The sequence below is a fragment of the Colwellia meonggei genome (assembly GCF_057537295.1).
On sequence record NZ_BAAJLZ010000001.1, the window covers coordinates 899,072 to 925,608 of the forward strand.

General features: G+C 36.9%; 23 protein-coding genes. 20 read left to right on the forward strand and 3 right to left on the reverse strand.

Annotated features, from left to right (window positions below; translation table 11 throughout):
- From AC27E9_RS04045 to galE, 19 genes are all read left to right on the forward strand, one after another.
- Nucleotides 1-1,188 (forward strand): glycosyltransferase family 4 protein, encoded by a 1,188-nt coding sequence (locus AC27E9_RS04045; RefSeq protein WP_487127495.1) that lies wholly within the window; start codon nucleotides 1-3, stop codon nucleotides 1,186-1,188.
- A 4-nt stretch (nucleotides 1,189-1,192) separates the two neighbouring features.
- Nucleotides 1,193-2,428, forward strand: a complete 1,236-nt coding sequence (locus AC27E9_RS04050; protein ID WP_487127497.1) for an O-antigen ligase family protein — start codon at nucleotides 1,193-1,195, stop codon at nucleotides 2,426-2,428.
- Nucleotides 2,421-3,098 carry an acyltransferase gene (locus AC27E9_RS04055; RefSeq protein WP_487127499.1) on the forward strand — a complete coding sequence of 226 codons (678 nt, stop codon included), beginning with the start codon at nucleotides 2,421-2,423 and terminating at the stop codon, nucleotides 3,096-3,098. The genes AC27E9_RS04050 and AC27E9_RS04055 overlap by 8 nt, the downstream gene beginning before the upstream one ends.
- 1 nt (nucleotide 3,099) lies before the next feature.
- Nucleotides 3,100-4,212: a glycosyltransferase gene (locus AC27E9_RS04060; RefSeq protein WP_487127501.1), complete on the forward strand. Its 1,113-nt coding sequence runs from the start codon at nucleotides 3,100-3,102 to the stop codon at nucleotides 4,210-4,212.
- Between the two features lie 40 nt (nucleotides 4,213-4,252).
- Nucleotides 4,253-6,115 carry an acyltransferase family protein gene (locus AC27E9_RS04065; protein ID WP_487127503.1) on the forward strand — a complete coding sequence of 621 codons (1,863 nt, stop codon included), beginning with the start codon at nucleotides 4,253-4,255 and terminating at the stop codon, nucleotides 6,113-6,115.
- Nucleotides 6,116-6,153: 38 nt separating this feature from the next.
- Entirely contained in the window at nucleotides 6,154-7,191 is a 1,038-nt protein-coding gene (locus AC27E9_RS04070; protein ID WP_487127505.1) for a DUF1972 domain-containing protein, read from the forward strand.
- A 17-nt stretch (nucleotides 7,192-7,208) separates the two neighbouring features.
- Nucleotides 7,209-8,087, forward strand: a complete 879-nt coding sequence (gene rfbA, locus AC27E9_RS04075) for a glucose-1-phosphate thymidylyltransferase RfbA (RefSeq protein ID WP_487127507.1) — start codon at nucleotides 7,209-7,211, stop codon at nucleotides 8,085-8,087.
- Nucleotides 8,087-8,635: a dTDP-4-dehydrorhamnose 3,5-epimerase gene (gene rfbC, locus AC27E9_RS04080; RefSeq protein ID WP_487127509.1), complete on the forward strand. Its 549-nt coding sequence runs from the start codon at nucleotides 8,087-8,089 to the stop codon at nucleotides 8,633-8,635. The genes rfbA and rfbC overlap by 1 nt, the downstream gene beginning before the upstream one ends.
- 17 nt (nucleotides 8,636-8,652) lie before the next feature.
- On the forward strand, nucleotides 8,653-9,534 hold the full coding sequence (gene rfbD / locus AC27E9_RS04085; RefSeq protein WP_487127511.1) for a dTDP-4-dehydrorhamnose reductase: 882 nt from the start codon (nucleotides 8,653-8,655) through the stop codon (nucleotides 9,532-9,534).
- Nucleotides 9,535-9,557: 23 nt separating this feature from the next.
- Nucleotides 9,558-10,658, forward strand: coding sequence for a dTDP-glucose 4,6-dehydratase (rfbB, locus tag AC27E9_RS04090; RefSeq protein ID WP_487127513.1), 1,101 nt, complete (start codon nucleotides 9,558-9,560; stop codon nucleotides 10,656-10,658).
- Nucleotides 10,659-10,829: 171 nt separating this feature from the next.
- On the forward strand, nucleotides 10,830-11,996 hold the full coding sequence (locus AC27E9_RS04095; RefSeq protein ID WP_487127515.1) for a nucleotide sugar dehydrogenase: 1,167 nt from the start codon (nucleotides 10,830-10,832) through the stop codon (nucleotides 11,994-11,996).
- Between the two features lie 35 nt (nucleotides 11,997-12,031).
- Nucleotides 12,032-12,937 carry a UTP--glucose-1-phosphate uridylyltransferase GalU gene (gene galU / locus AC27E9_RS04100; RefSeq protein WP_487127517.1) on the forward strand — a complete coding sequence of 302 codons (906 nt, stop codon included), beginning with the start codon at nucleotides 12,032-12,034 and terminating at the stop codon, nucleotides 12,935-12,937.
- A 45-nt stretch (nucleotides 12,938-12,982) separates the two neighbouring features.
- The gene (gene pgi, locus AC27E9_RS04105; RefSeq protein WP_487127519.1) at nucleotides 12,983-14,635 is read left to right on the forward strand and encodes a glucose-6-phosphate isomerase; all 1,653 of its coding nucleotides are present in this window, start codon (nucleotides 12,983-12,985) and stop codon (nucleotides 14,633-14,635) included.
- Nucleotides 14,636-14,764: 129 nt separating this feature from the next.
- Nucleotides 14,765-15,664, forward strand: a complete 900-nt coding sequence (gene cysD, locus AC27E9_RS04110; protein ID WP_487127521.1) for a sulfate adenylyltransferase subunit CysD — start codon at nucleotides 14,765-14,767, stop codon at nucleotides 15,662-15,664.
- 82 nt (nucleotides 15,665-15,746) lie between these two features.
- The gene (gene cysN, locus AC27E9_RS04115; protein WP_487127523.1) at nucleotides 15,747-17,156 is read left to right on the forward strand and encodes a sulfate adenylyltransferase subunit CysN; all 1,410 of its coding nucleotides are present in this window, start codon (nucleotides 15,747-15,749) and stop codon (nucleotides 17,154-17,156) included.
- 46 nt (nucleotides 17,157-17,202) lie between these two features.
- Nucleotides 17,203-18,930, forward strand: coding sequence for an SLC13 family permease (locus AC27E9_RS04120; RefSeq protein WP_487127525.1), 1,728 nt, complete (start codon nucleotides 17,203-17,205; stop codon nucleotides 18,928-18,930).
- A 135-nt stretch (nucleotides 18,931-19,065) separates the two neighbouring features.
- Complete coding sequence (gene cysC, locus AC27E9_RS04125) at nucleotides 19,066-19,665, forward strand: adenylyl-sulfate kinase (RefSeq protein ID WP_487127527.1); 600 nt, start codon at nucleotides 19,066-19,068, stop codon at nucleotides 19,663-19,665.
- A 33-nt stretch (nucleotides 19,666-19,698) separates the two neighbouring features.
- Complete coding sequence (locus AC27E9_RS04130; RefSeq protein ID WP_487127529.1) at nucleotides 19,699-20,655, forward strand: DHH family phosphoesterase; 957 nt, start codon at nucleotides 19,699-19,701, stop codon at nucleotides 20,653-20,655.
- A gap of 62 nt (nucleotides 20,656-20,717) precedes the next feature.
- A complete protein-coding gene (galE, locus tag AC27E9_RS04135) occupies nucleotides 20,718-21,728 on the forward strand; it encodes a UDP-glucose 4-epimerase GalE (RefSeq protein ID WP_487127531.1) in 1,011 nt (336 codons plus the stop codon).
- Nucleotides 21,729-21,814: 86 nt separating this feature from the next.
- Here galE and AC27E9_RS04140 read toward each other — a convergent pair whose 3' ends face one another.
- Nucleotides 21,815-23,038, reverse strand: coding sequence for an EAL and HDOD domain-containing protein (locus tag AC27E9_RS04140; protein ID WP_487127533.1), 1,224 nt, complete (start codon nucleotides 23,036-23,038; stop codon nucleotides 21,815-21,817).
- Between the two features lie 234 nt (nucleotides 23,039-23,272).
- Here AC27E9_RS04140 and putP point away from each other — a divergent pair, with 234 nt between their 5' ends.
- The gene (gene putP / locus AC27E9_RS04145; protein ID WP_487127535.1) at nucleotides 23,273-24,757 is read left to right on the forward strand and encodes a sodium/proline symporter PutP; all 1,485 of its coding nucleotides are present in this window, start codon (nucleotides 23,273-23,275) and stop codon (nucleotides 24,755-24,757) included.
- Nucleotides 24,758-25,130: 373 nt separating this feature from the next.
- Here putP and AC27E9_RS04150 read toward each other — a convergent pair whose 3' ends face one another.
- Both AC27E9_RS04150 and AC27E9_RS04155 read right to left on the reverse strand, forming a co-directional pair.
- Nucleotides 25,131-25,844 carry a DUF3379 family protein gene (locus AC27E9_RS04150; RefSeq protein ID WP_487127537.1) on the reverse strand — a complete coding sequence of 238 codons (714 nt, stop codon included), beginning with the start codon at nucleotides 25,842-25,844 and terminating at the stop codon, nucleotides 25,131-25,133.
- A complete protein-coding gene (locus AC27E9_RS04155; protein ID WP_487079899.1) occupies nucleotides 25,837-26,403 on the reverse strand; it encodes a sigma-70 family RNA polymerase sigma factor in 567 nt (188 codons plus the stop codon). The genes AC27E9_RS04150 and AC27E9_RS04155 overlap by 8 nt, the downstream gene beginning before the upstream one ends.
- Between the last annotated feature and the right edge of the window lie 134 nt (nucleotides 26,404-26,537).

A 26,537-nucleotide genomic window follows, 5' to 3' on the forward strand; every position in this document is an offset into this window, starting at 1 on the left:
ATGCAAAAAAATATAATTTTGATAAGCAATGCATACTGGCCATCTATTGGTGGTGTTGAAAACTCATTGCGACACTTATCGATTGAAGCTAAAGCTCTAGGACATAATTCACGAATAATTGTCAGTGATATTGGTGTCCCTGAAAGCACTAAAGAGCGCTTTTCTACCGTCATAGATGATGTGCCGGTTGAGCGTTATCCTATTGCACCATTAACAAGCATTTTATTAAAACCATTAAATATCATTGTAAGTAATTATAATCTTTATAAGATATTGAAAAGATTGAAAAAAAAACGAGCTGATTCTATTGTTATTGCGCGTTTTCATCTCGGTGCTCTGATGGCTATATCTGCGGGTTTTAAGAATGTTCGCTATTTAGTACCTTCTATAGTTTCGAATCAATCTGGTGGTGAAGGAGCAGATAGTGAGAGTTTTGTTAAAAAATTGAAAAGATTTCTATTTATAGCCTTTCACTCAAAAGCCCAAAGACTTTCTTTAATTAAATGTGAAAATTTTGTTTTTAGTGAAACTATGCGTAAACAATGTATAGAATTAGCTAATAACCAACCAAGTGATTATTTTTTAACTAAGCCGGGAGTGGATAAGAATAGGTTCTTTGTCGCAAATCATGATACTAGGGCGCAGTTAAAGCAAAAATTAAACCTTCCATTAGATAAAAAGCTAATTTTATTTGTTGGGCGTTTTGTAAAAGCAAAAGGGGTTGACCTTTTAATAGAAGCAATAAGTGAGCTTGAAAATAATTGCCATTTAATTTTAGTTGGGGGAGGAGATGAAAAGCCCAACTATATAAAAAGAATTCAGGATCTTGGTTTAACGGAGCGTGTGACTATAGTTGAACCATTAAGAACAGTGGAAGACTATTACCGCTGTTGTGATTTATTTGTGATGAGTTCACGGTATGAACCTCTTGGGCAAACATTATTAGAAGCATTCTCTGCTGGGTTACCTGTTGCAGCATTTAGTCGATGTGCGGGCGTAAATACAGCTACTCAAGAGCTTTCAATGGATGAGTTTGTTACATATGCTGATAAATTAACATCTAAGTCGCTAGCGAGTGCAATTAATACGAGAATAGAAAAGTTAAGTGAAGATGATAGAACCTGTATTTCAAATGCGGCAAATAGAAAGTTTAGCTGGAGTAAACTTTATTTAGATCTTATAGGCTGAAATAGTGTACGTATACGAGAAAAAGCCAGCAATAAGGGCAGTATCCCTGTTTGAAAAGAAGGTTGTTTTTACATTCCTTTTTTTAGTTTTACCTATATTTGATATGCTTAATGGGTTTCTTGTTGTTGGTGGTTACCTTTCTGAAGGGGGACTTGCTTCTCCATCTCAATTAGGGCGTCTAATCGCGACATTTATGCTTTTTATTGTTGTTTATCTTCATCGGGTAAACATATTTTGGACATTGATACTATTTTATCCGTTAATTATTGAGGTTTGTATTGCTTTTCTTCATCAAGATCAATATGGCTTTTTATATGGAGTGATGTCGAGTTATAAATTAGTGTATTTATCGTTGATGTGTATCGTATTTTCTTTTTATATTCGAACCTCTTTAGATATTGAATTATTCTCTGATTTTTTAAAGAAAAATTTATTCATTATTTCATTTAGTCTTATTTTTTCTTTAATTACAGGGCTTGGAAATGATACATATGGCTATGGCTTCGGCACTAAAGGGTTTTTCGCATCGGGAAATGGAATTGGGGTTTACATGGGGGTATGTAGCTTAATAATGTTTGGCTTAAAGAAGCATAATTTGTATTCTAATATTCGAACATCTAGTCTTGTGATTTTTGCCCTTTCTACTGCGATTATAGGATCTAAAACGGCATTAATTTTTTCTCTGCTCTTGATTACTCTGCTTATACTTAATTCGAAATACAGGCTTTTGGCTGTAGGTATTGTAATTATCGTTTTTCTCTCGCTACTACCTAAATTAATTGATATTTTTTCTGTTGTATTTGACATCGTAGTAAAACGATATGAACTTGCAGAAAACTTTATTGCATTTATAGGAAGTGGTCGAATTGGTTTTGTAGAAAATGCATTTCAAGTATTTTTTTCTCAGCAAGAAATTCTTACCAGATTAATTTTTGGCAGTGGAGCATTTTTATCTTTTCAATCTCTTTTGCATGTAAGTGTATTTGATACTTTAGAAACGGACTTATTTGATGTCCTATTTATGTATGGAATAATCGGTGCTATAGCGTATTTAACAGGTTTTTTCTTCTTGATTGTATCCTTGTTTAAATATTATGTATTTTTACTCGCTATATTACTTTTGTTTTTGCACTCGTTGGCGGCTGGACATGTGCTTTTTAATGGGTTAAGTACGTTTGTTATTGCGATTCTATTTGCTATTGCTAATTACTTAAAAAAGAAGAATTTAGAAAATGCTTAAAAAAATTATAAATTATACGGTTACAAAGTTGAAAAAAAGAGACTTTGCACTTGATGAGTCAATTAACAGTTTAGATTTATTATTTATATTATTTAGATATTCTATTGGAATAATTAAAGGATTGTTTCGCCTTAGAAAATTGGTCAGCTTAGGTCGTGGTGTTCGTCTTTCTGGAAAAAGTAATCTATTTGTAAGCTCTGGTGTTTCTATAGGTGACTTTGTCACCTTAGAGGGGATAGGTAGAAAAGGTTTGAGTATAGGGTCCTCGTCTTCGGTGGGTTCGTTTTCAATATTAAAGGTTAGTGGTAGTTTAGTCTCTACAGGAAAAGAGATTGCTATAGGAAAAAATGTAGGTATTGGTGAATTTGCTCATATTGGTGGTGCTGGTGGTGTTGAAATAGGCTCAGATACAATTATTGGATCTTATTTTAGTGCCCATCCTGAAAATCACCTATTTGAAGATACTGAAAAACTGATCAGACTTCAAGGTGTTAGTCACAATGGGATTAGTATTGGTTGCGGGTGTTGGATAGGAGCTAAAGTTACTTTACTAGACGGTGCTGTTATTGGAAATGGGTGTGTTGTTGCTGCAGGTGCTGTTGTTAAGGGGGAGTTTCCTGATAATGTTGTAATCGGTGGTATTCCAGCACGAATTCTAAAGGCTAGATGATATGAGAAGCGTTACTGAAACTGATTTGTACTTTGTACATTTATTTAATGATTATAGTGGTAGCCCTCGAGTACTAAAGGATGCGATTGATAGTGAAGCCCATATAGCAAAGAATACTTATGTTTTTACTAGCAAGCATTTAGGCTTCTTAAGCGACGTCAAGGCTAAGCGAGTTAATTGCTTTTATGCTCGCAGTAACTCTAAATATTTACAGTTACTCTATTTTTTTTTAGCGCAAATAATTATTTTTGTAAAGCTTACTGCTTATCTTCTCATTGGCGGCTTACAAGGCAGAAAATCAACAGTCATTATTAATACTATGCTTCCTTTTGGTGCTGCTTTGGCCAGTAAATTTTTTGCAAAAAATATAGTTTATTATGTCCATGAAACCTACATCACTCCTAATATTTTTAAGCGCTTTTTACGTTTTTTTATTGAGCATTGTGCAAGTCATGTCATTTTCGTTTCAAAATATCTAAGTGAATGCGAAGCATTTAATAAACCTAAGCAAGATGTACTTTATAATGGTTTACGCAGTGATTTTTGTATAGATAATGTGATTAACTACGAAGATAAGTTTAATGGCAAACAATTGTTTTTCGCAGGCTCATTAAAAATTTATAAAGGCATTGATAAGTTAGTACTCATTGCAAAGGGTCTTCCTGAATTTAACGTTATAGCAGCCGTTAATTGTCAAAAAGATGAGCTTGAAGCGTTTAAGCGTGAGCACCTCCCACCAAGTAATATGACCTTTTTAATAAGGCCCCAAAATATCCAGGAACATTTCTTAAAAAGCTTTGCCGTTTTGAATCTTTCTTCAGTTGATAGCTGTGTTGAAACTTTTGGCTTGTCATTGCTTGAAGGGATGTCTTGCGGTACTCCTGTTGTCGCGCCAAATGTAGGAGGACCCATTGAGTTTGTAACTGAAAATAATGGTTTGTTGGTAAATGCTGAGCATGTACAAGAGATTGTTGAGTTTCTCGGTTACTTAAGTAGTAGTGAAAAGTTATGGAAAAACTACGCCAAGAATGCACTGGAAATGTCGGAACAGTTTAGTGCTAAACAGTTTAACCAATCGTTTAAAAATTATATTGCGCAATATAATTTAATTTAATTCGCATCTTGAGGGATGTTTGTGGATGTAAAAAGGTAAAATGGGTGTGATTAAATATAGACCTGAAATTGATGGTTTGAGAGCTATAGCGGTTCTCTCAGTATTAATCTTTCACGTTAATGCTACTTGGATGCCAGGTGGATTTGTTGGAGTTGATATTTTTTTTGTAATATCTGGCTTTTTAATAACAAAGATTATTTTTAATGAGATGTTGGCTAAGAACTTTAGCTTCTCGTTATTTTATCAGCGTAGAATTAAGCGCATTATTCCTGTTTTCGTGGCTGTTACGGCAGTGACTTTGCTGGCAGGATATTTTATTCAGTTACCATTTGATTATAAAGGACTAGGGAACTCTACATTAGCTGCCACCGTGTTTTTGGCGAACGTACGCTATGCACTTGTTGGAAATTATTTTCAAGCTGATAATGTTAAACCATTATTACATACTTGGTCTTTATCAGTTGAAGAGCAATATTACTTTATTTGGCCAATTTTACTAATCTTTGCGTTGCGATTTTTTTCATCTGAAAATAGATTGCGAATATTTGTTTTGATCCTAATGGTTAGTTCATTTCTATTGGCCACTTGGATGGCGTCTGAGCAAAAGTGGGCGACATACTCATATTTTTTATTGCCTTCTAGAGCGGGTGAACTTCTTTTAGGAAGTTATTTAGCTATGCTCCCTGAGAGTCGAAAACTGTCAGGTAAAGTCAGTGAATATATGTCTTCCTTTGGTTTACTTTTAATTATTTTGAGTTTTATATATATAGATAAGTCTGTGATGTTTCCTGGAGTTACAGCATTTATTCCTTGTTTAGGGGCTGCGTTAATTATCTACTCAGGGCATAGCACAAAAATAGGGATTCTTTTGTCGGGAAGAGTAATTGTCTTTCTTGGCCTTATTTCTTATTCATTGTATATGTGGCACTGGCCTATTTTAACTTTTGCTCGTTATCTAACCGAAAATAAAAATTTCGATTTTTTATTAGGGGCAGTACTAATTTCATTTATACTTTTAGTCTCATGGCTGTCATGGAAGTATATTGAGAAGCCGTTTAGACGTCTTAAAATGACACCTAGAAAAACTTTTATTGTTGTTTATGCTCTACCATCTACGTTAGTGATTATTGTTAGTTTATTAATATCTAAAAATGGAGGATATCCTGAGCGATTCGATATGCCTTTATCCTATAGCAGAGTAGAAACAATTGGCTGTCACAATTCTCTAAGCTCTGATACATGTTTTATCAGTAAATCTGAGCAAGGAGAGGTATCATTGTTGATTGGCGATTCTCATGCAGGACATTTTTCTCATTTTTTTAAAGAGGCGTCATTATCACTTGGTTGGTCGATTAAAGATGCCTCTGCAGGTAGTTGTAAATTTTATTCTACGAGTTTTGTTTCTAGCCAGTGTGAGACAGTCAAAGATAAAATTACGCGTGAGCTATTAGAAACAGATAACGTTTTTATTGCTAATCGTTTCGATACTTTAGTAAGAGATCAAAGTTTTAACGAAGAATACCGAACCTATATAGAATCTCTTGTTAAACAAGGAAAAAAAGTTTATGTGCTTTTGCAAGTTCCTAAATTTATGGAAAAATCTCCGCTTAAGCAAGTTGCTTATGCGCGCAGGTACGACATAACAAGTGAAATGACAAGTACTGTTGATGTGAAGTATAAATTGGCAAATGACATTGTGATTGAGCTATTAACGGGGATGCAAGGAGTTACGCTCATCGACTTTGATAGCATATTGTGTCCTGAAAGTAGCTGCTCTCAATATATAGATGGAGAGCCAATTTATTTTGATGATGACCATTTAAATGCATATGGGAGTAAATGGCTTGCCCAACAAGTATTCTCAAAAGGTGGTTTGTCAGGATATGAAATTAACCAACATTAAATTATAATTGAAACGTTTTGTTTTATTAAGGTATATAGATGTTAGCAATTATTGGAACCGTTGGTGTTCCTGCATGTTATGGTGGCTTTGAGACGCTTGTTGAGAACCTATTGAGTGAAGATGATAGTGATAGAAATATTACGGTTTATTGTTCTTCAAAAAGTTATCGGGATAAACCAAAAGTCTATAAGAATGCAAAGTTAGTTTACCTTCCTGTGGGGGCGAATGGTGCTCAAAGTGTTATTTATGACATTTTGTCATTATGCCATGCATTATTTTCTCGACCTAAAGCTATTCTTATATTAGGTGTCTCTGGGTGTATTTTCCTTCCATTGTTTAGGTTTTTTTCAAAGGCTAAAATAGTTACTAATATAGATGGTTTGGAGTGGCGTCGAGGAAAATGGAGTAAGTGGCCTAAAAAATTTCTAAAGTATTCTGAAAAATTAGCTGTAAAATATTCAGATGTCGTAATATCGGACAATCAAGCCATTGCAGATTATGTCAGTAATGAATATTCAATTGAAAGTACAGTTATTGCATATGGTGGCGATCATGCAATTATCGATACGTTGTCGGCATGTGATAATGACTATGCTCTCGCTTTGTGTCGTATTGAACCTGAAAATAATGTTGAAATGATATTAGAAGCTTTTAGCCAGTCTAAAAAGAATTTAATGTTTATTGGGAACTGGAACAATAGTGATTTTGGTTTAGCAATGAAAGCTAAATATAGTAGTTTTACTAATATAGATATTGTAGATCCTATTTATGATCTAAATACTTTATTTAATATTCGTCAAGCATGTAGCTTCTATGTTCACGGTCACTCTGCTGGTGGAACTAATCCTTCATTGGTTGAAATGATGCACTTTTCTAAACCTATTTTAGCTTTTGATTGTAATTACAATCGTGCTTCCACAGAAAATAAAGCTCAGTTTTTTTCAACGAGTAAAAGTTTAGAAATATTAATAAATCAGATGGCATCTTATTCCAATGCGAATGAGATGAAAGAAATCGCAAGCCGACGCTACACTTGGAAAATTGTCAAACAACAATATTTTGATTTGTTTAATTAGAGATTTAGGTAATTTATATGCGTAAAGGAATTGTATTGGCTGGTGGCAGCGGTACTCGTTTATACCCATTAACAAAAGTGGTGAGCAAGCAATTGATGCCAGTTTATGATAAACCAATGGTTTATTATCCACTTGCAACATTAATGCAAGCAGGTATCAAAGATATACTCATTATCTCTACTCCTGAAGAAATTCATCGCTTCGAAAACCTGTTAGGCAATGGAGATAATTTTGGTATTTCAATAGCTTATAAAGAGCAGCCTAGCCCAGATGGCTTAGCACAAGCCTTTATTCTAGCAGAAGAATTCCTTGCGGGGTCTGCTGCTGCTTTAGTCTTGGGCGACAACATGTTCTACGGACATGATTTAGTTAAATCGTTAAAAAATGCTAATGTTCAACAAGCTGGCGGCACGGTTTTTGGTTATCATGTATCTAATCCTGGTGCATATGGTGTTGTTGAGTTTGATGACGGTGGTACCGCAATCTCAGTTGAAGAGAAACCTCAAAAGCCGAAGTCAAACTATGCCGTTCCAGGTTTGTATTTTTTTGATTCACGGGTCGTTGAGTATGCTAAACAAGTTAAACCATCAGCACGTGGTGAGTTAGAAATTACTGATGTTATAGATCAATACCTGCAAGCAGGTGAGTTGAAAGTAGAGATAATGGGCCGTGGCACCGCTTGGCTAGATACTGGCACTCATGATGATTTACTCGCAGCAGCACAATTTATTTCTACTATTGATAAGCGACAAGGGTTAAAAGTTAATTGCCCAGAAGAAGTTGCATTTCGTAATGGCTGGTTAAGTGAAGAAAAATTACGTGAAATTGCTGAACCATTACGCAAAAGCGGCTATGGCGAATACCTATTAAAGTTAATTGAAGAGCGTGTTTTTTAATGAAGTATATTGAAACTGCAATTCCTGATGTCAAGATTATCGAACCGCAAGTTTTCGGTGATGAACGCGGGTTTTTTATGGAAACGTTTCGTGTTGATAAGTTTAGTGAAAAATGTGCTAAAAGGGAATTTGTACAAGATAACCATAGTAAATCAAGCCATGGTATTTTGCGAGGCTTGCATTATCAACTTGAAAATACCCAAGGTAAGCTTGTTAGGGTTACATCAGGTAAAGTTTACGATGTTGCTGTAGATATGCGGAGAACATCACCAACTTTTGGTCAACATGTTGGCGTTGTACTCTCTGAAGAAAATAAGCACCAGTTATGGGTACCTGAAGGTTTTGCACATGGCTTTTATGTGATGAGTGAGTCAGCAGAATTTGTTTACAAGTGCACTGATTACTACGCACCAAAACATGAAGTCTCGTTACTTTGGAATGATCCCGAGCTAAATATTCAATGGCCGCTTGTTGATGGTGAAAAACCATCGTTATCTGCCAAAGATGATGTCGGTTTGTTATTTAAAGATGCCCCTGCGTTTAAATAGGTATAGATAGAAATTCAATGAAAGTATTGGTTATTGGAAAGTCTGGTCAGCTAGCGTGGGAGTTGAGTCAACTTTCAACAGTTGAAGATGAAATTGTTTGTTTAGGTCGAGATGATGTTGATATTAATAGTATCGCTTCAATATCAGAGGCTTTAGCGAAATATAGTGCTAATGCGGTGATTAATGCCTCTGCCTATACCGCGGTAGATAATGCTGAATCAGATGTTGAAAATGCTTATGCGCTTAATGCAATCGCGGTCGGCAATCTTGCCCACGCCTGCAAAAATGCAAATATCCCGTTTGTGCACATATCGACGGATTTTGTTTTTCACGGCGATAAAGGCGCTCCGTATCTACCTAACGATGACATTAAACCGCTGGGTGTTTATGGCGCTAGCAAAGCTGAAGGTGAAAAACTAATTGCTGAAATATATCCAGAAAAGAGTGCAATAATCCGTACCTCTTGGGTTTATTCAACCCATGGTAATAATTTCGTCAAAACCATGCTGAAATTGATGTCAGTTAAATCAGAGCTTGGCATTATAAGTGATCAAATAGGTACGCCAACCTATGCCAAAGGCTTAGCGCAAGCCTGTTTATTAAGCGTAGAGATCCAGCTAGTAGGTACCCATCATTATACTGACACCGGTGTCGCCAGTTGGTTTGATTTTGCCGTTGCCATTCAAAACATTGCTATTGATTTAGGTTTATTGAAGAAGAAAATTTCGATTAACCCCATTACCACGGAGCAGTTTCCAACGCCTGCACAGCGACCACATTATAGTGTACTGGATAAGTCGAGTATGGCAGACGCCTTGCCAGAACTTTCCTTACTGCACTGGCAAGCACAATTAAAAGAAATGATGACAACATTAAGCCTTGAGCAGCTTTCGAGTTAACGACAAGAATATTAGAGATTATTATGAAAAAGTTATTAGTCACCGGCGGTGCAGGTTTTATCGGCGCAAATTTTGTACATTATTGGCTGGGAAAATATCCGGATGATCAAGTTGTGGTGTTAGATGCCTTAACCTATGCGGGTAATATTGCTAATTTAGCACAAGTTAAAGATCAGGGTAACTTTACTTTTATCCACGGTGATATTTGTGATCAAGCGCTGGTTGAAACATTACTTGTCAAGCACGGTATTGATACTTTGGTGCATTTCGCGGCTGAGTCACATGTTGACCGTTCTATCACGGGCCCTGATGCTTTTATTGAAACCAATATCATTGGCACTTATAGCTTACTCAAAGCGGCCAAAAAAGTATGGCTAGATGGTGAAACTATTCTTGAAAATCACCGTTTTCATCATGTATCAACCGATGAGGTTTATGGTACTTTATCGGCAACCGATCCTGCTTTTACTGAAGATACCGCTTACGCGCCTAATTCTCCTTATTCTGCTAGTAAAGCGGCTAGTGATCACTTAGTGCGTGCTTATCATCACACTTTTGGTTTAAATGTTACCACCAGTAACTGTTCAAATAACTATGGCCCGTTCCATTTTCCAGAAAAACTTATCCCTTTAGTGATCACCAATATCTTGCATGATAAAGCGCTCCCTATTTATGGTGATGGTCAACAAATACGAGATTGGCTATATGTTGAAGATCATGCCTATGGCATTGACTTAGTATTGCAAAAAGGTCGTGTTGGCGAAAATTATAATATCGGTGGTAATAATGAGTGGGCCAATATAGATATAGTGAAAACTATTTCAAAATTAGTTGAGCAAGAATTTACTAAAAATGCCGACTTGGCCAAGCGCTTTCCAAATGCCAAGGCGGCGATAGCGCAAAATACGGAATCATTGATCACTTATGTTAAAGACCGACCTGGCCATGATCGTCGTTATGCTATTGATGCGACAAAAACCAATAATGAGTTGGGTTATACGCCTAAAGAAAGCTTTGATAGCGGTATTGCGAAAACTGTTGCCTGGTATTTGAATAATGAAGCCTGGTGGCAAAGTGTTATGGATGGCTCATATCAAAATTGGATTGCTGAACAATATAAGTAATATTCGATTGTGAGTTCTTCATAATAAAAAGAACGTATTCCTAGAGTGAACACAGCTATATGGAATAAGGTCTTAGATGATAATCTTTATTTATTAAAAATCACGGTGTTTTGGCATTGGCCCGGTTGATTTATCTTCAATGCTAATAGTAGTTAATTTAAAGAGGCTGAAATGAAAATTGCCATAGCTGGTACAGGGTATGTTGGTTTATCTAATGCAATGTTGTTAGCACAACATAATGATGTAGTTGCAGTGGATATTGTAGAAGATCGTGTTGACCTTTTAAATAACAAGAAATCTCCAATAGTAGATATGGAAATTGAATCATTTTTAGTTAATGAGTCTATCAACTTCAAGGCAACGCTTAATAAAAATGAAGCCTACCTCGATGCTGACTTTGTGGTTATAGCTACGCCAACTGATTATGATGTAGCAACAAATTATTTTAATACGTCATCAGTTGAAGCAGTAATAAAGGATGTAATGAAAATAAATCCTAATGCGGTAATGATAATTAAGTCGACGGTTCCTGTAGGTTATACTGAACGAATTAAAAAAGAGTTTTCATGTGACAATATAATTTTCTCTCCGGAATTTTTAAGAGAAGGCAAAGCACTTTATGATAATTTGTATCCATCAAGAATTATTGTTGGTGAAATTAGTGATCGTGCAGAAATATTCGCAACTCTTCTCGTAAAAGGAGCACTTAAGGAAAATATCGATACCTTATTTATTAACTCTACAGAAGCTGAAGCGGTAAAACTGTTTTCAAATACATATCTTGCAATGCGTGTTTCTTATTTTAATGAACTTGACTCTTATGCCGAGATACATGGGCTTGACTCTAAGCATATAATTGATGGTGTAGGCTTAGACCCTAGAATTGGTACTCATTATAATAACCCATCATTCGGGTATGGTGGTTATTGTTTACCTAAAGATACGAAACAACTATTGGCAAATTACGAAGATGTGCCAAATAACTTAATTAAAGCTATTGTAGATGCAAATGAAACTCGAAAGGAATTTATAGCAGATTCAATATTAAAGAAGAAACCTAAAAAAGTAGGCTTTTTCCGATTAATTATGAAATCGGGGTCTGATAATTTTAGAGCATCTGCTATTCAAGGGGTTATAAAGAAAATAAAAGCAGAAGGGATTGAAGTTATTATTTATGAACCTGCTTTAAATGCAAGCGAGTTCTTTCATTCTAGAGTTGTTAAAAATCTTGATGAGTTTAAAGCTGAATCTGATGTAATTGTCACTAATAGAATGTCGAATGAACTTTTAGATGTTACAAATAAAGTATACACTCGAGATCTTTTTGGATCGGATTAAGAAAAGTAAATTAAAATATAATTTAAGGAAATAGTGTGGGTAATAAAATTAAAAAAGCGGTAATTCCAGTAGCTGGTTTAGGCACGAGAATGCTACCAGCAACGAAAGCAATACCAAAAGAGATGTTACCTATTGTTGATAAACCGTTGATTCAGTATATCGTAAATGAGTGTATTGATGCAGGAATTAAAGAGATAGTTCTTGTTACACATTCTTCAAAAAATGCTATTGAAAATCATTTTGATAAATCCTTTGAACTTGAAACCACGCTAGAAAAACGTGTAAAACGTCAACTTTTAGATGAAATTCAGGCTATATGCCCAAAAGATGTAACCATCTTACACGTACGTCAGGGTGAAGCCAAAGGTCTAGGCCATGCAGTGTTAAAAGCGCGCCCAATTATTGGCAATGAGCCATTTGTTGTTGTTTTGCCAGATGTTATTTTAGACGAAGCTTCAGCGGACTTAAAAACTGAAAATTTATCAGCCATGTTAACTCGTTATAATGAAGTTGGTGGTTATAGCCAAATTATGGTTGAGCCTGTACCTATGGAGCAAGTAAGTAGCTATGGTGTTGTTGATTGTGGTGGCACTGAACTTGCGCCAGGCGAATCAAAGGCAATGACGGCAATTGTTGAAAAACCACCCGTCGAAGAAGCACCGTCAAACCTAGCAGTTGTTGGGCGTTATGTGTTATCTCAAAAAATTTGGGAGTTATTAAAAATAACTCCTCCAGGGGCGGGCGATGAAATTCAACTAACAGATGCTATTGCTATGTTAATGGAAAAAGAAACCGTTGAAGCATTTCATATGTCAGGTAAATCGCACGATTGTGGTTCAAAGCTGGGCTATATGAAAGCTAATGTTGAATACGGTTTACGCCACCCAGAATTAGCTGAAGAGTTTTCTGTTTATTTAAAGCAGTTAACTTCTAATCATTAATTCAATTGTTATTATTAGAAAATAGTAGGGCATCGCGGTAGATATATGGATATTGAATATTTTGCAAAGCAAAGCGTTTTTGCAGCTAAGCGAAAGATCTTTTCGTTATTTGACGATACTAATCGTATTAAAAAATATTCAGTATCTGCTGCAGGGTTATACTTAGATTATGCTAAACAGAATATAACAGACAGTGAGCTCTCAAGCCTTTTCTCATTCGCTAAAGGCTTAGCGTTAAAAGAAAATATATCGGCACAATTTTCAGGTGAATTGATAAATAATACTGAAAATCGTGCGGTTTTACATACTGTGTTGCGTTCATCCAATTCAGCTAAATTTAAGTTTTTAGGGCAGCAAGCCCAAGAAGTTATTGATACCGAAGCGAGAATGGCAAGCATCGTCGATGATGTGCAATCAGGCAAGGTGCGTTCAATCAGTGGTGAAAAGTTTACTGATATTTTAGCCATTGGTATTGGTGGATCTTATTATGGTGTTAAAGTTGCCTTATCAGCGTTAGTTCCTTTTCATCAGCCAGGATTAAAAGCGCATGTGCTTGCTAACGTTGATGGTGATGCAGCACAAGAAAAATTTAATAAACTCAATCCTAAAACAACACTTGTGGTTGTTATATCAAAAACCTTTACGACTCAAGAAACCTTATTAAATGCCACTATCGTGAAAAAGTGGATGTTAAATGCAAAAATTGGTAATGATGAGTTATCGAAAGACATTATTGCCCAGCATTGGTACGCGGTAAGTTCAAACATTGCTGCGGCTACGAAATTTGGTATTAATGAGAGAAATATACTGCCAATGTGGGATTGGGTTGGTGGTCGTTTTTCACTGTGGTCTGCTGTAGGTTTGCCATTAGCTTTAATTATTGGCAATAAACATTTTAATGCCCTGAAAGCTGGCGCATATGAAATGGATGAACATTTTAAAAGTGCGCCATTTGAGCAAAATATGCCAATAATTATGGCTATGCTGGGCATATGGAACCGTAATACTTTAGGTTATCCAAGTTTAGCTATATTACCTTACAATCACGCGCTACGAGCTTTACCTGGCTATTTACAGCAAACCGATATGGAAAGTAATGGTAAGTCAGTAAATAAAAATGGTGAGACACTAAGTTATCTGACAGCACCTGTTGTTTTTGGTCAAGAAGGTACCAACGGGCAACATGCTTTTATGCAATTAATGCATCAAAGTGCTGATATTATTCCTACCGATTTTATTTTATCCCTCGCTCCTACCAGCCAATTTTTAGCGAATCATGATGCTCTAGTGGCAAATTGTTTCGCCCAAAGTGAAGCGCTTATGCAAGGGAAAACATTGGCGCAGGCTCATGCTGAGTTATTGGCAAATGGCGCAACAGAGCAAGAGGCAGAGCGCTTAGCAAGTCATAAAACTATGAAAGGCAATACGCCAAGTAATACCATACTAATGGAACAACTTGATCCTAAATCACTTGGTGCATTATTAGCCCTATATGAGCATAAAATATTTGTTCAAGGCGTTATTTGGCAAGTGAACTCTTATGATCAATGGGGGGTTGAACTAGGTAAGCAGCTTGGAAAAGAGGTGCTCAATGTTATGACAAAACCTATGGCTGATATTGAAAGTGAAACATTGTCATCCTCGTCTTTATCGTTAATTCGTCGCTATAAAAATAACTTAGAAAACCCTCCTTATTAGTACATTGATGGTAACTACTCTTCTTTTTATACCTTTTTGATATAAACAAGCTTTTACTTATATGGATAATGTGTTGTTGCTGTGGCATGATATTTGACAATATTATGCCACCACCTTTAGTGAACAGCGATGCATTTAACACATTTACAAAAGCTTGAAGCCGAGTCTATCCATATTATCCGTGAAGTAGCTGCAGAGTTTGATAACCCTGTAATGCTCTACTCCGTTGGTAAAGACTCTGCAGTATTATTACACCTAGCTCGCAAGGCTTTTGCTCCTGGAAAGATACCGTTCCCACTGCTTCACGTTGATACCAATTGGAAATTCAAGGAAATGATTGAGTTTCGCGATCAAATGGCGAAAGAGCATGGCTTTGATTTATTAGTTCATAAAAATCCTGAAGGTATTGAAATGGATATAAGTCCATTTGTTCATGGCAGTGCTAAGCACACCGATGTGATGAAAACCCAAGGTTTAAAACAAGCACTTGATAAGTATGGCTTTGATGCTGCATTTGGTGGTGCACGTCGTGATGAAGAAAAGTCTCGCGCCAAGGAACGTGTTTATTCATTTCGAGATAAAAATCATCGTTGGGACCCTAAAAGCCAGCGACCTGAGCTTTGGAATGTATACAATGGCAAGGTAAATAAAGGCGAAAGCATTCGCGTATTTCCTCTATCAAACTGGACTGAGTTAGATATTTGGCAATATATCTACCTAGAGAATATCCAAATTGTTCCTTTATATTTAGCCGAGAAAAGGCCTGTCGTTGAGCGTGACGGCACTTTAATTATGGTTGACGACGACCGTATGCCAATTGAAGAAGGCGAAGAAGTGCAGATGAAAAATGTTCGTTTTAGAACCTTAGGTTGTTACCCGTTAACTGGCGCGGTTGAATCAACAGCATCGACATTGCCTGAAATTATTCAAGAAATGCTACTAACAAAAACCTCTGAGCGACAGGGCCGTGTGATTGATCATGACTCTGCGGGCTCTATGGAGAAAAAGAAAATGGAAGGGTACTTTTAATTTAGTCCTTTATTCATTTAACTTTTGATTTTAGCTATTTAATGAATCGGCCATTGCCGGTAATAAATTCCAAGGAATAAACATGAGTCAGCAACAAACAGACTTACTTGAAACAGATATTGAAGCTTATTTAAAGCAACATGAAAATAAAGAAATGGTGCGCTTTTTCACTTGTGGCAGCGTTGATGATGGTAAAAGTACCTTAATAGGGCGACTACTGCATGACTCGAAAATGATCTTTGAAGATCAATTAGCGGCAATTGAAAATGATAGTAAAAAGTCTGGCACCACCGGTGATTCAGTTGACTTAGCCTTACTGGTTGATGGTTTACAATCGGAACGAGAACAAGGTATTACCATTGATGTTGCATATCGCTACTTCGCAACAGACAAGCGTAAATTTATTATTGCTGACACGCCGGGCCATGAGCAATATACACGTAATATGGCAACGGGTGCTTCAACTTGTGATTTAGCCATTATTTTAATTGATGCTCGCCATGGCGTACAAGTACAAACTCGCCGTCATTCCTTTATTTGTTCATTATTGGGTGTGAAGCACGTACTAGTAGCGGTGAATAAAATGGATTTGGTGGACTATAGCCAAGAACGTTACCAAGACATTAAGAAAGAGTATCGTCAATTTGCTGATGAACTTGCCTTTGACGATGTACGTTTTGTGCCTATTTCGGCGCTAAATGGTGATAACGTTGTTGAAGAAAGTGTCAATATGCCTTGGTATCCGGGCGCAACAATGATGAAGCTATTAAATACCATTAAAGTAGATGATAAAAAAGACTTCACGCAATTTCGCTTACAAGTGCAATATGTTAATCGTCCAAATCTAAACTTTAGGGGCTTTGCTGGTACCGTTGCTTCAGGTCATATTCGTGTTGGTGATGAAGTTGTTGCTTTACCTTCCGGTAAAACAAGTACTGTTAAATCTATAGTGACCTTTGAAGGTGAATTAGAAAGGGCCGATCAAGGCTTGGCAATTACCTTAACGCTTGATGATGAAATTGACATTAGCCGTGGCGAAATGATTGTTAAGAAAGGTAATGTGCCAACATCAGCAAAAGAAATTAGTGCAACAGTTGTTTGGATGCATGAAGATGAACTTGAGCCAGGCCGTGAGTATTATATTAAACATGGTAGTAAGCTAACCACGGGGCATGCTTTAAGTATTGCCCATAGAATTGATGTTAATACCCTAGAAGAAAGCGCTGTAGATCAACTCGCTTTAAATGAAATTGGTGTCATTAATATTGAAGTGGCAGAAGCATTGCATTTCGATGCATATTCACAAAACAAGGCAACTGGCGCTTTTATTATTATTGACCGATTGAGCAATATCACTGTCGGTGCTGGTATGATTAACGGTGCATTAGAAGCTCAGCAGCAACATCAATATTCGGAGTTTGAAAAAGAGCTAAATATTCTTGTTCGTAAGCATTTTCCACATTGGGGTGCACGCGACTTACTGAAAAAATAATGCTCAATACGATATTTTCTCTTCCGCAGTTGACCAGGCCACTGACATGATATTATCTCAGTGGCTATTTGTTGTGATTTTTTTGATGACGCTGGTTGCGCTTATTCGCTTTCCTACTATTCCTGAACGTGTTTTTGGTAGTGTAACTTTAGTTTGCTTAGCAAGCTCATTTGTATCATCTAATGATATCTTAAATAATGCCGTTAACCCTGGTTTAGTAACTTTACTTTTATTAGTGTTATGTTCATTTGCCTATGAGCGTACAAGTATTTTACGGCGAATGTCAGCAGTAATGCTAAGTGGTAATGCTAAATCAGCAAGCGCTAAAACCTTAATTTTTACCGCGTTAAGTTCTGCATTGATCAGCAATACCGCGGTCGTTGCAACTTTGATTTCAACGGTTAAAAAGAACACCTTAGTTAACCCTGGTAAATTGCTTTTGCCTTTGTCATTTGCGGCGATAATCGGTGGCACTTTAACGCTGGTTGGTACTTCAACCAACTTAATTGTTAATTCTTTATGGATTGAACAGGGGCATTTAAGTTTAGGTTTTTTTGAGTTTAGTTTAATTGGCATTGTTGCATTAGTTCTATGTTTACTCGTTATTCTTGGCCGACAAAATACCTTAGCAGATATGAAAAATGACGCGTTAAAGGTAAAAGAGTATCTTGTAGAGGCGGAAGTAAAGGTACAGTCAAAGTTAATTGGTAAAAGTATTGAAGATAATGGTTTACGTAATTTGGATGCATTGTTTTTGGTGGAATTAGTACGAGAAGGCCGCTTAATTTCTCCAGTAGCTCCTGACGAAATTATACAATGTCAAGACCGACTTATTTTTAGTGGTGATATAAGCAAAGTACTTGTCTTGCAGCAATTTGATGGATTATCACTCTTTGCTGAGCAAAACGGCTTATTACGTGAAAACCTTACCGAGGTATTGATCAAACCTGACTCAGCTGTTATTGGTAAAACGCTTAAAACGGCAGGTTTTCGTGCTCGTTTTGATGCCGCTGTTGTTGCAATTCGTCGTGAGGGAACGTCATTATCCGGTAAACTTGGTGAGATTAAAATTCAAGCGGGTGACTTTCTCGTTCTTGCCGTTGGTAACGACTTTAGTGCCCGAACGAACCTAAGTAAAAACTTTTTTATTTTATCCGGTCATACACCTGACAGCATGCTAACCGGTTGGCGAGACTCACTCGCAATATTTGGTTTTATTATCGCAATAGGTGTGACGTTATTTACCAGCATAAGCTTGCTGTCGAGCTTAATGTTTTATATTGCAATCCTTATTCTTACTGGCTGTTTAACGGTAAATGAAATTAAACGTCGTTTTCCAATTGAAATTTGGTTAATCGTTTTAGGGGCGCTTACATTAGCGCAGGCATTTGAAAGTAGTGGCGTAGCGGGTATTTTTGCTGGACAAATTGAGCAATTACTCGCAGAACAAAGTGCCATTATTGCGCTCGTGGTTATTTTCTTTGTTACCTTATTTTTAACGGAAGTTATTACTAACAGTGCTGCGGCTGCGTTAATTTTTCCGGTTGCCTATAATGTTGCCATTGGCTTGGGCGTTAACCCATTACCATTAGTTATGGCAGTTGCCTTTGCTGCAAGTGGTAGTTTTATTAGTCCTTACGGCTATCAAACTAACATTATGGTGTTTAATGCTGGTAACTATAAGATATCTGACTTTATAAGGTATGGCTGGCCGGTAACAGCAGTGTATAGCATCGTTGTGTTAGTGATGTTACCGCAAGTTTATAAGTTTTAGAGTTAACTCATTGTTTGATGAATCAGTAGCGTGGCTATATCTTAGTTTATGTAATATGACGATGAGTACACTATCGAGTTAGCTAAGCTTAGTATCATGATATAAAAATGTATTTTGTGAATTAATTGGAATCGTATGAAAACTGAAAATACTGTTTGGCATCCTCAGCACATTGATAAAAAACAACGTGCTGAGCTTAAAAAGCAAAAACCGGCCCTACTTTGGTATACCGGCTTAAGTGGCTCAGGTAAATCGACAATAGCCAATGCGGTTGATGCACTGCTTTTTGAACGTCAATGTCATAGTTATTTGTTGGATGGTGATAATGTTCGCCATGGCCTAAATGGGGATTTAGGTTTTTCTGATCAAGACAGAGTCGAAAATATTCGTCGAATTAGTGAAGTGGCTAAGCTCTTTGTTGACGCTGGCTTAATTGTTTCTACGGCTTTTATATCGCCATTTCGAGCAGACAGAGCTCTTGCGGAAAGCAAATTAAATCAGGGAGAGTTTATTGAGGTTTTTATCGATACTCCCATTGAAGTTTGCGAGCAACGCGATCCAAAAGGGTTATATAAGCTAGCAAGAGCAGGTGAAATTAAAGACTTTACCGGTATCGGTTCGGCATATGAGGCTCCTGAGACCGCGCATATTCACATTGATACTGATAACAAAAGCGTACAGCAATGTGCGCAACAAGTTGTCAATTACCTTATTAAGCAACAAATCATTCAATAAAAAAGTTCTGATTATTTTAACAAGGAATATAGTGTGTATTATGATGTTTTTAACGGTGACGCAGATGGCATATTAGCGTTATTACAACTGCGTTTGACTGAGCCGAGGAAATCAACGCTAATTACTGGCGTAAAGCGAGATATCGAGTTATTGCAGCAAGTGCCAAGTACTATAGCAAGCTCTGTAACTGTGCTTGATATTTCAATGGAAAAGAACCTAGAGCCACTTAATACCTTGTTAACTAACAACATTGACGTATTTTATGTTGATCATCATCGCAGTGGTGATATACCAAATTCGGATAAATTAACTGCTATTATTAACACCGATGCTAATATTTGCACAAGCCTATTGGTTAACCAGTATTTAGGTGGAAAATTTGCGTTATGGGCTATTGTCGCGGCATTTGGTGATAATATGATGGCTGCTGCTGAAAAACTATCTACACAATGCGGGCTTTCGTTGAATCAACAAGAGCAATTAAAAGCGCTTGGAATTTATATAAACTATAATGGCTACGGTCGAACAGTTGTTGATTTACATATTCACCCACGACAGCTTTTTCAAACTTTACTCGCTTACCCAGATCCTTTTACTTTAATTGCTGAGCCAGGCTCGTTATATACCCAGCTTGAGCGAGCCTACCTTGCCGATATGAAGCTAGCTAATAATGCTAAAACACTTTTTGAGAGTAGTGAATTACAAGTCCTTGAGCTTGAAAATGCCGCTTGGTCAAGACGAGTGAGTGGTGTTTTCGGTAATGAACTCGCTAATAAGTCGCCGGAAAAAGCGCACGCAGTGTTAACGTTAAACTCAGATAATAGCTATTTAGTGAGTTTACGTGCGCCATTAAAAAATAAGCAAGGAGCTGGTGATATTTGCGCACAATTTGAAACTGGTGGCGGGCGCGCTGGGGCTGCGGGAATTAATCGACTACCGCAAGAAAAGCTTGGAAACTTTATCGACTTAGTGTCAAAATATTATCAATAGTCCATCAGTTCTTCTCTTTCGCTTATGAGCTGAGTTGGAAATAATTTTTAAAGGAAGGTTACATGAGCTTATTGATCACCGGCGGTACTGGGTATATTGGCAGTCATACCGTTGTCGAGTTATTAGCATTAGATAAAGATATTATTATAGTTGATAACCTTGCTAATTCGTCTACGCTAGTACTTGATCGGATTAAACAAATTACTAATAAATCTGTTACGTTCATAGAAGCAGATATCTGTGATCGTCAAGCAATGCAAGCGGTTTTTCAACAGCATAGCATCGAAGCTGTTGTTCACTTTGCTGGCTTGAAAGCTGTCGGCGAATCAAGCACGATACCTTTAAGCTATTATCATAATAATGTCTCGGGCTCTGTAACATTGTTGCAAGTTATGGCTGAATATGGTGTTAAAAACCTCGTCTTTAGTTCGTCAGCGACGGTTTATGGCGAAAATAACCCTTCACCATTAGATGAAAGTATGCCAACGTCAGCGACCAATCCGTATGGCCAAACTAAGTTGATGATTGAAAATATCCTTTTTGATCTTGCTGAAAGTGATGAAGAATGGTCTATTGCCTGTTTACGTTACTTTAATCCTATTGGCGCTCATGAATCTGGCTTAATTGGTGAAAACCCAAATGGAGTTCCAAATAATTTATTGCCTTACGTTTCACAAGTTGCAGTAGGGCGTTTAGCGCAATTACAAGTTTTTGGTGATGATTACGATACTGTTGATGGTACTGGAGTGCGTGACTATATTCATGTTGTTGATTTGGCACAAGGTCATGTTAAAGCATTAGAGAAATTAAGTGATATTAAAGGCTGTGTACCAATCAACTTAGGTACCGGCAACGGTACTTCAGTATTAGAAATTGTTAATACGTTTAAAGAGATTTCAGGGCAAGATATTCCTTATAAAGTCGCCCCTCGACGTGCAGGCGATATTGCTACTGTTTATGCCGATGCAAGAGTCGCAAATTCATTACTTGATTGGCAGGCAAAACGAGATTTGTCAGTAATGATCAAAGATACTTGGCGTTGGCAATCTGAAAACCCTAATGGTTTTGAATGATCGTAAGTACAGCGTTTTGATGTAATAGAGTTAAAAAACCTAATACGTAAGTATTAGGTTTTTCTTTTCATGCATAGTGCTATTTATTAGTAATTATTAGCGTTCGATTGTTCATCAGCCCAAGCAATAGCTTGGTTATAATTTCGCACTACTTTAGATTTTTCCACGCCAAGCTTTTCCATTACAATGCTGGTTTTATGCCAATCGGCTCGTTCAATTAACTCAACCAATTTAATCAGTGCGGCCATAGTGCCTTTGCGAGTTAATAGCGTATCTTTTATCTCTTGCGCTAACGGTAATTTAGCTAAAATACCCTCAAGCTCTTCATCAACAATGGCATCAATAAGCGATAATAAGCCAGTTAAAAAAGCAATAGAAGTGTCTAGCGATGTATTAACTTGCTCAGCAACTAACTCACAAAATTTAGCACGAGCCATTGCAGAGTTAATTAACTCTGAAGGTTTGTCGGGGTTAACATTTGCAGCAAACATTAAGCCAAGGAATCGCTTAAGTTCGCCTGAGCCCAGTATAACTAACGCTTGCTTGATTGTTGATATTTCATTTCTGCGCCTAAATATTGGCGAGTTAGCGTAGCGCAATAACTTATATGACAAGGTCACATCACGTTCAAACACAGATGTGATGCTGGTTAAGTCCAGATCTGGCTTAGAGGTTTCATATAAAAGCTCAGCCATTGCAATTTGCGAAGGTGATAAATTCTTGGTTTTCACCATTTCAGGTTTAGCAAAAAAGAAACCTTGAAACAGTTCAAAGCCTAATTCTAGAGCTTGATTATATTCTTCGTAGGTTTCTACTTTTTCTGCTAACAATTTTATGTGTGGGAAGTCGGCAATGGCCGTTTTTACTTCTTTAATGATATCAATTGAGGTGTCTTGCCAATCAATTTTTATGATTTTTATAAAAGGATAAAAATGGCGCCACACCGGTTGATGAATATAGTCATCTAATGCAATGGTGTAGCCTTTCTCGTTTAAGTCCTGACATATTTCTAGAAGTTTTTTGCCCGGCTTTACTGTTTCTAGAATTTCAATAACAACTTCGTCAGTGCTGAGCGTTTCTGGGTAGCCTTTAGATAAAGTTTCTAGGGTGAAATTGATAAATGCTGGTTTGCTACCTGTAAACTCACTCAAACCAACGTTGAAGTTACTGGCTTCAATCATTTTAGTTGTGGCTTCGTCAGCATCTATTTCCGGAAAAACATTATCTATGCTATCGCGAAATAATAGCTCATAGGCAAATAGCTTTTTATCTATATCTAATATCGGTTGCCTTGCAGCATAAAAATACATAAAAATTCCTGATAATCCGATTTTACGACTAATAATTTTATTATTTTAGTTAGTATTATTGTGCGATAAGCTCATTTAGCACATCTTTGTAAGGTATTTATAACACAATTAAATACTAATACTCACGAAAAAACATGGTAATCCTCTATTAACTCGGCATATTATCCGTTATCAGATGCAATTAAATCGCATATTGCCGATTAATTGCTCATTTATTATGGTTTGGAGGTTAAATTGGCTGTTGGAACAATGATTTCTTTGGCGCTATATTTTATTGTCATGTTGGGTATAGGTTTATATGCCTATCGAAAGTCTACAAGTGATGCTGCTGGTTTTATGTTGGGTGGTCGAAGCTTAAGCCCATCAGTAACTGCGTTATCTGCAGGTGCATCAGACATGAGTGGTTGGATGCTAATGGGTGTACCGGGTGCTATGTACTTAACGGGTGCAAGTAGCGCATGGATCTCTTTTGGTTTAGTCATAGGAGCCTATTTAAATTATCTTATTGTTGCGCCAAGACTGCGTACTTATACAGAGATTGCCAGCGACTCAATAACCTTACCTGATTTTTTTGAAAATCGTTTTGCTGATAACTCTCATACATTGCGTATTGCTTCCTCAATTGTCATTATTTTATTTTTTACCCTTTATACTTCTTCTGGCATTGTTGCTGGCGGTAAGTTATTTGAAAGTTCATTTGGCTTAACCTATGAAGCTGGTTTATACATAACTGCAGGTGTTGTGGTGCTATACACTTTGTTTGGCGGTTTTTTAGCGGTTAGCTTAACTGACTTTGTACAGGGCTGTATTATGTTTATTGCGCTAGTTTTAGTACCAATTGTGGTGATAAATGATGTTGGTGGCACAGAGGCGATGTTTACTAGCATAGAGCAAGTTAACCCTGAATTATTAAATTTATTTAGTGGTGTTAGCCTAGTGGCAATTATCTCAGCCATGGCATGGGGACTTGGGTACTTCGGTCAACCCCATATTATTGTACGTTTTATGGCGATTCGTTCAGTCTCTGACTTACCAACGGCGCGTAAAATTGGCATGAGTTGGATGATAGTCGCATTGTTTGGCGCTATGGCAACAGGTTTTGCTGGGGTAGCATACGTTGCTAAAACAGGTGTCGAGCTTAACGATGCTGAAACAATTTTTATTTTGTTATCACAAGTTTTATTCCACCCGCTAATTGCTGGATTCTTATTAGCTGCAATTCTTGCTGCAATTATGAGTACTATTTCTTCGCAATTATTAGTTACCTCTAGTTCGTTGACAGGAGATTTCTATCAGGCGTTTTTAAATAAAGATGCTTCAGATAAGCAGTTAGTATTTGTTGGTCGACTATCTGTTGCTGTTGTTGCACTTGTTGCTGTATTTTTAGCATATGACCGTAATAGCTCAATTTTAACTTTAGTTAGTAATGCTTGGGCTGGTTTTGGCGCAGCTTTTGGTCCGTTAGTTATCTTTAGCTTATATTGGAAGAAGATGACTCAGCAGGGCGCTCTTGCAGGTATGCTAACAGGAGCAGTTACTGTATTAGTATGGATATACGCACCGATTACGTTGAACGGACAATCATTAAGCTCAGTGATGTATGAAATAGTCCCTGGCTTTATTATGGCGAGTATCGCGATAGTTGTAGTGAGTCGTTTTACGGCAAAATCGCAGCCTGAGCTAGAAGCTATGTTTGATAAGGTTGCTGACCAGCATTAATAATCAATTTTTCAATAACTAGCAATTAGATTGCTAGTTATTAATTCCAAAAGCCGTTAATGAATCATTAGCGGCTTTTATGTATATGGATGTAAGGTATAAAGCGAGCTCATGGATAATAATAAGTATGTAATTACATGGAAGTAAGTGATGTTAAAGCTAATCTGGATGTATAGTGAATAGAATAATGTATCCCCAAAACCACCAGCAAAGTTAAATTATTGTTGAGTATTCTTGCTTTAGTATAAAAGGTAGCAAATAAAAATAAACGAAAACTTATTATTGTTTATTTGTCAGTGAATTACAGAATTGATAGTGAAGTATTAACAAGCATTAAAAGTGAACAATTAATGCTTGTTAATATGATTGGAAATTAAATTGACCAGGTAATATTGTTATTAATGCGCTCTTGCCATTGATTAAGAGGCTCAGATTTATCGCCGACAACTATCACATTTGAATGATTAAAGTTTAGCGAACGTCCCTCTAAAACGTCATTAGAAAATTTCGCATTAAATTCTATTTCTTCATCATTAGGTACAATAAAAACATTTACTGGGCTCGATTCACCTTGGAATACTAAATGTAAGCTTTTACTGCCATCAAAACGGCAATAGTCGGCAAAAATTAACGTACCAAACGTGCTATCGAAGCTGCCTTTAAAAGACGCCATTTTTTGGTTTAGCGATGCTAATGTAACATTTGCTTTATCGGTGTTAGAAAAATGTGATGCTTCATGGTCAACATGCGCAATCGCATAATCTCCCAAATTTTTGTAAGTGCTAGAAAACATCATAAAATTAACGGTTAACCCTAAAACAAAGGCAACTGATGCCGCCATCGCTAAACGAACACGCGTTTTGCTTTTTTGTTGCTGATGGCTTGCTAGTGTTTGACGAAGAATAAGTTTATTACACAAATCCTCAGGTACTGGCACATTCATCGCACTAAATATTTTTTCATCCAATGCGTCTATTTCATTTACGAACTTTTGTTTTGCTGGATCGCTTTTTATAGCTTCAGTCATTGCCTCATCACGGGCATTCGGATCTGCTAATATACTGCGTCTAATATGCAAATCATCCATTGTGTAGACCTCTTAATTTTGGCTCGTCGTCTACGGCCTCTTTCAATTGATTTCTCGCGCGAAATAGTCGTGTCATTACGGTATTTTTATTTAATGACAGCATTTTCGCAATTTCTTCGCCGCTAAAACCACCGATAACTTGTAAAACAAGTGGCTCTCGGTATTCTTCCGGCATTTGTGCTATTTTTTCTCGCAACCAGTGGTTTTCAATTTCTTGCTCGTTGCTGGTGGCTTTTACATCGGTAATTGTCGCTTCTTCGTATTCACTCATATCGAAGCGCTTTCGTTCGAATCGACGAGCATTTTCTCGACGTAAAATTGTAATTAACCATGACTTCGCGGCCTTTTCGTCTTTCAACGAATCGAGTGCGCGCCATGCACGTAAAAATGTTTCTTGCACTAAGTCTTCCGCTACATGCTTATCGTGGCATAACCAGTATGCATATCGATATAAATCAGCATGTAACGCCTTAACTAGCGCTTCGTATCTAACTTGTTTTGTCGCCATGTTGTAAGAGACCTGAGGCTTTGTCATTTTATTTCGAACTAATGCAAATATTTTAGATATGTTAACTATAGCGCGAATAACTTCCCGATAGTTAACAGAAACTTTACTTAATCATGAGAATAACTAGATTTAGTACAAAGAAGGGCTGGTTAGTGCTGTTGAGGTGGTTACGACAGACAATAGAA

What these genes read in the sequence shown, in the direction of transcription:
- rfbC (WP_487127509.1), top strand. Translation starts at nt 8,087, where the DNA reads ATGAAGTATATTGAAACTGCAATTCCTGATGTCAAGATTATCGAACCG.
- AC27E9_RS04060 (WP_487127501.1), top strand. Translation starts at nt 3,100, where the DNA reads ATGAGAAGCGTTACTGAAACTGATTTGTACTTTGTACATTTATTTAAT.
- cysD (WP_487127521.1), top strand. Translation starts at nt 14,765, where the DNA reads ATGCATTTAACACATTTACAAAAGCTTGAAGCCGAGTCTATCCATATT.
- rfbD (WP_487127511.1), top strand. Translation starts at nt 8,653, where the DNA reads ATGAAAGTATTGGTTATTGGAAAGTCTGGTCAGCTAGCGTGGGAGTTG.
- AC27E9_RS04140 (WP_487127533.1), bottom strand. Translation starts at nt 23,038, where the DNA reads ATGTATTTTTATGCTGCAAGGCAACCGATATTAGATATAGATAAAAAG.
- cysC (WP_487127527.1), top strand. Translation starts at nt 19,066, where the DNA reads ATGAAAACTGAAAATACTGTTTGGCATCCTCAGCACATTGATAAAAAA.
- AC27E9_RS04065 (WP_487127503.1), top strand. Translation starts at nt 4,253, where the DNA reads ATGGGTGTGATTAAATATAGACCTGAAATTGATGGTTTGAGAGCTATA.
- AC27E9_RS04055 (WP_487127499.1), top strand. Translation starts at nt 2,421, where the DNA reads ATGCTTAAAAAAATTATAAATTATACGGTTACAAAGTTGAAAAAAAGA.
- AC27E9_RS04120 (WP_487127525.1), top strand. Translation starts at nt 17,203, where the DNA reads ATGATATTATCTCAGTGGCTATTTGTTGTGATTTTTTTGATGACGCTG.
- galE (WP_487127531.1), top strand. Translation starts at nt 20,718, where the DNA reads ATGAGCTTATTGATCACCGGCGGTACTGGGTATATTGGCAGTCATACC.
- cysN (WP_487127523.1), top strand. Translation starts at nt 15,747, where the DNA reads ATGAGTCAGCAACAAACAGACTTACTTGAAACAGATATTGAAGCTTAT.
- AC27E9_RS04095 (WP_487127515.1), top strand. Translation starts at nt 10,830, where the DNA reads ATGAAAATTGCCATAGCTGGTACAGGGTATGTTGGTTTATCTAATGCA.
- AC27E9_RS04045 (WP_487127495.1), top strand. Translation starts at nt 1, where the DNA reads ATGCAAAAAAATATAATTTTGATAAGCAATGCATACTGGCCATCTATT.
- rfbA (WP_487127507.1), top strand. Translation starts at nt 7,209, where the DNA reads ATGCGTAAAGGAATTGTATTGGCTGGTGGCAGCGGTACTCGTTTATAC.
- AC27E9_RS04070 (WP_487127505.1), top strand. Translation starts at nt 6,154, where the DNA reads ATGTTAGCAATTATTGGAACCGTTGGTGTTCCTGCATGTTATGGTGGC.
- pgi (WP_487127519.1), top strand. Translation starts at nt 12,983, where the DNA reads ATGGATATTGAATATTTTGCAAAGCAAAGCGTTTTTGCAGCTAAGCGA.
- rfbB (WP_487127513.1), top strand. Translation starts at nt 9,558, where the DNA reads ATGAAAAAGTTATTAGTCACCGGCGGTGCAGGTTTTATCGGCGCAAAT.
- AC27E9_RS04150 (WP_487127537.1), bottom strand. Translation starts at nt 25,844, where the DNA reads ATGGATGATTTGCATATTAGACGCAGTATATTAGCAGATCCGAATGCC.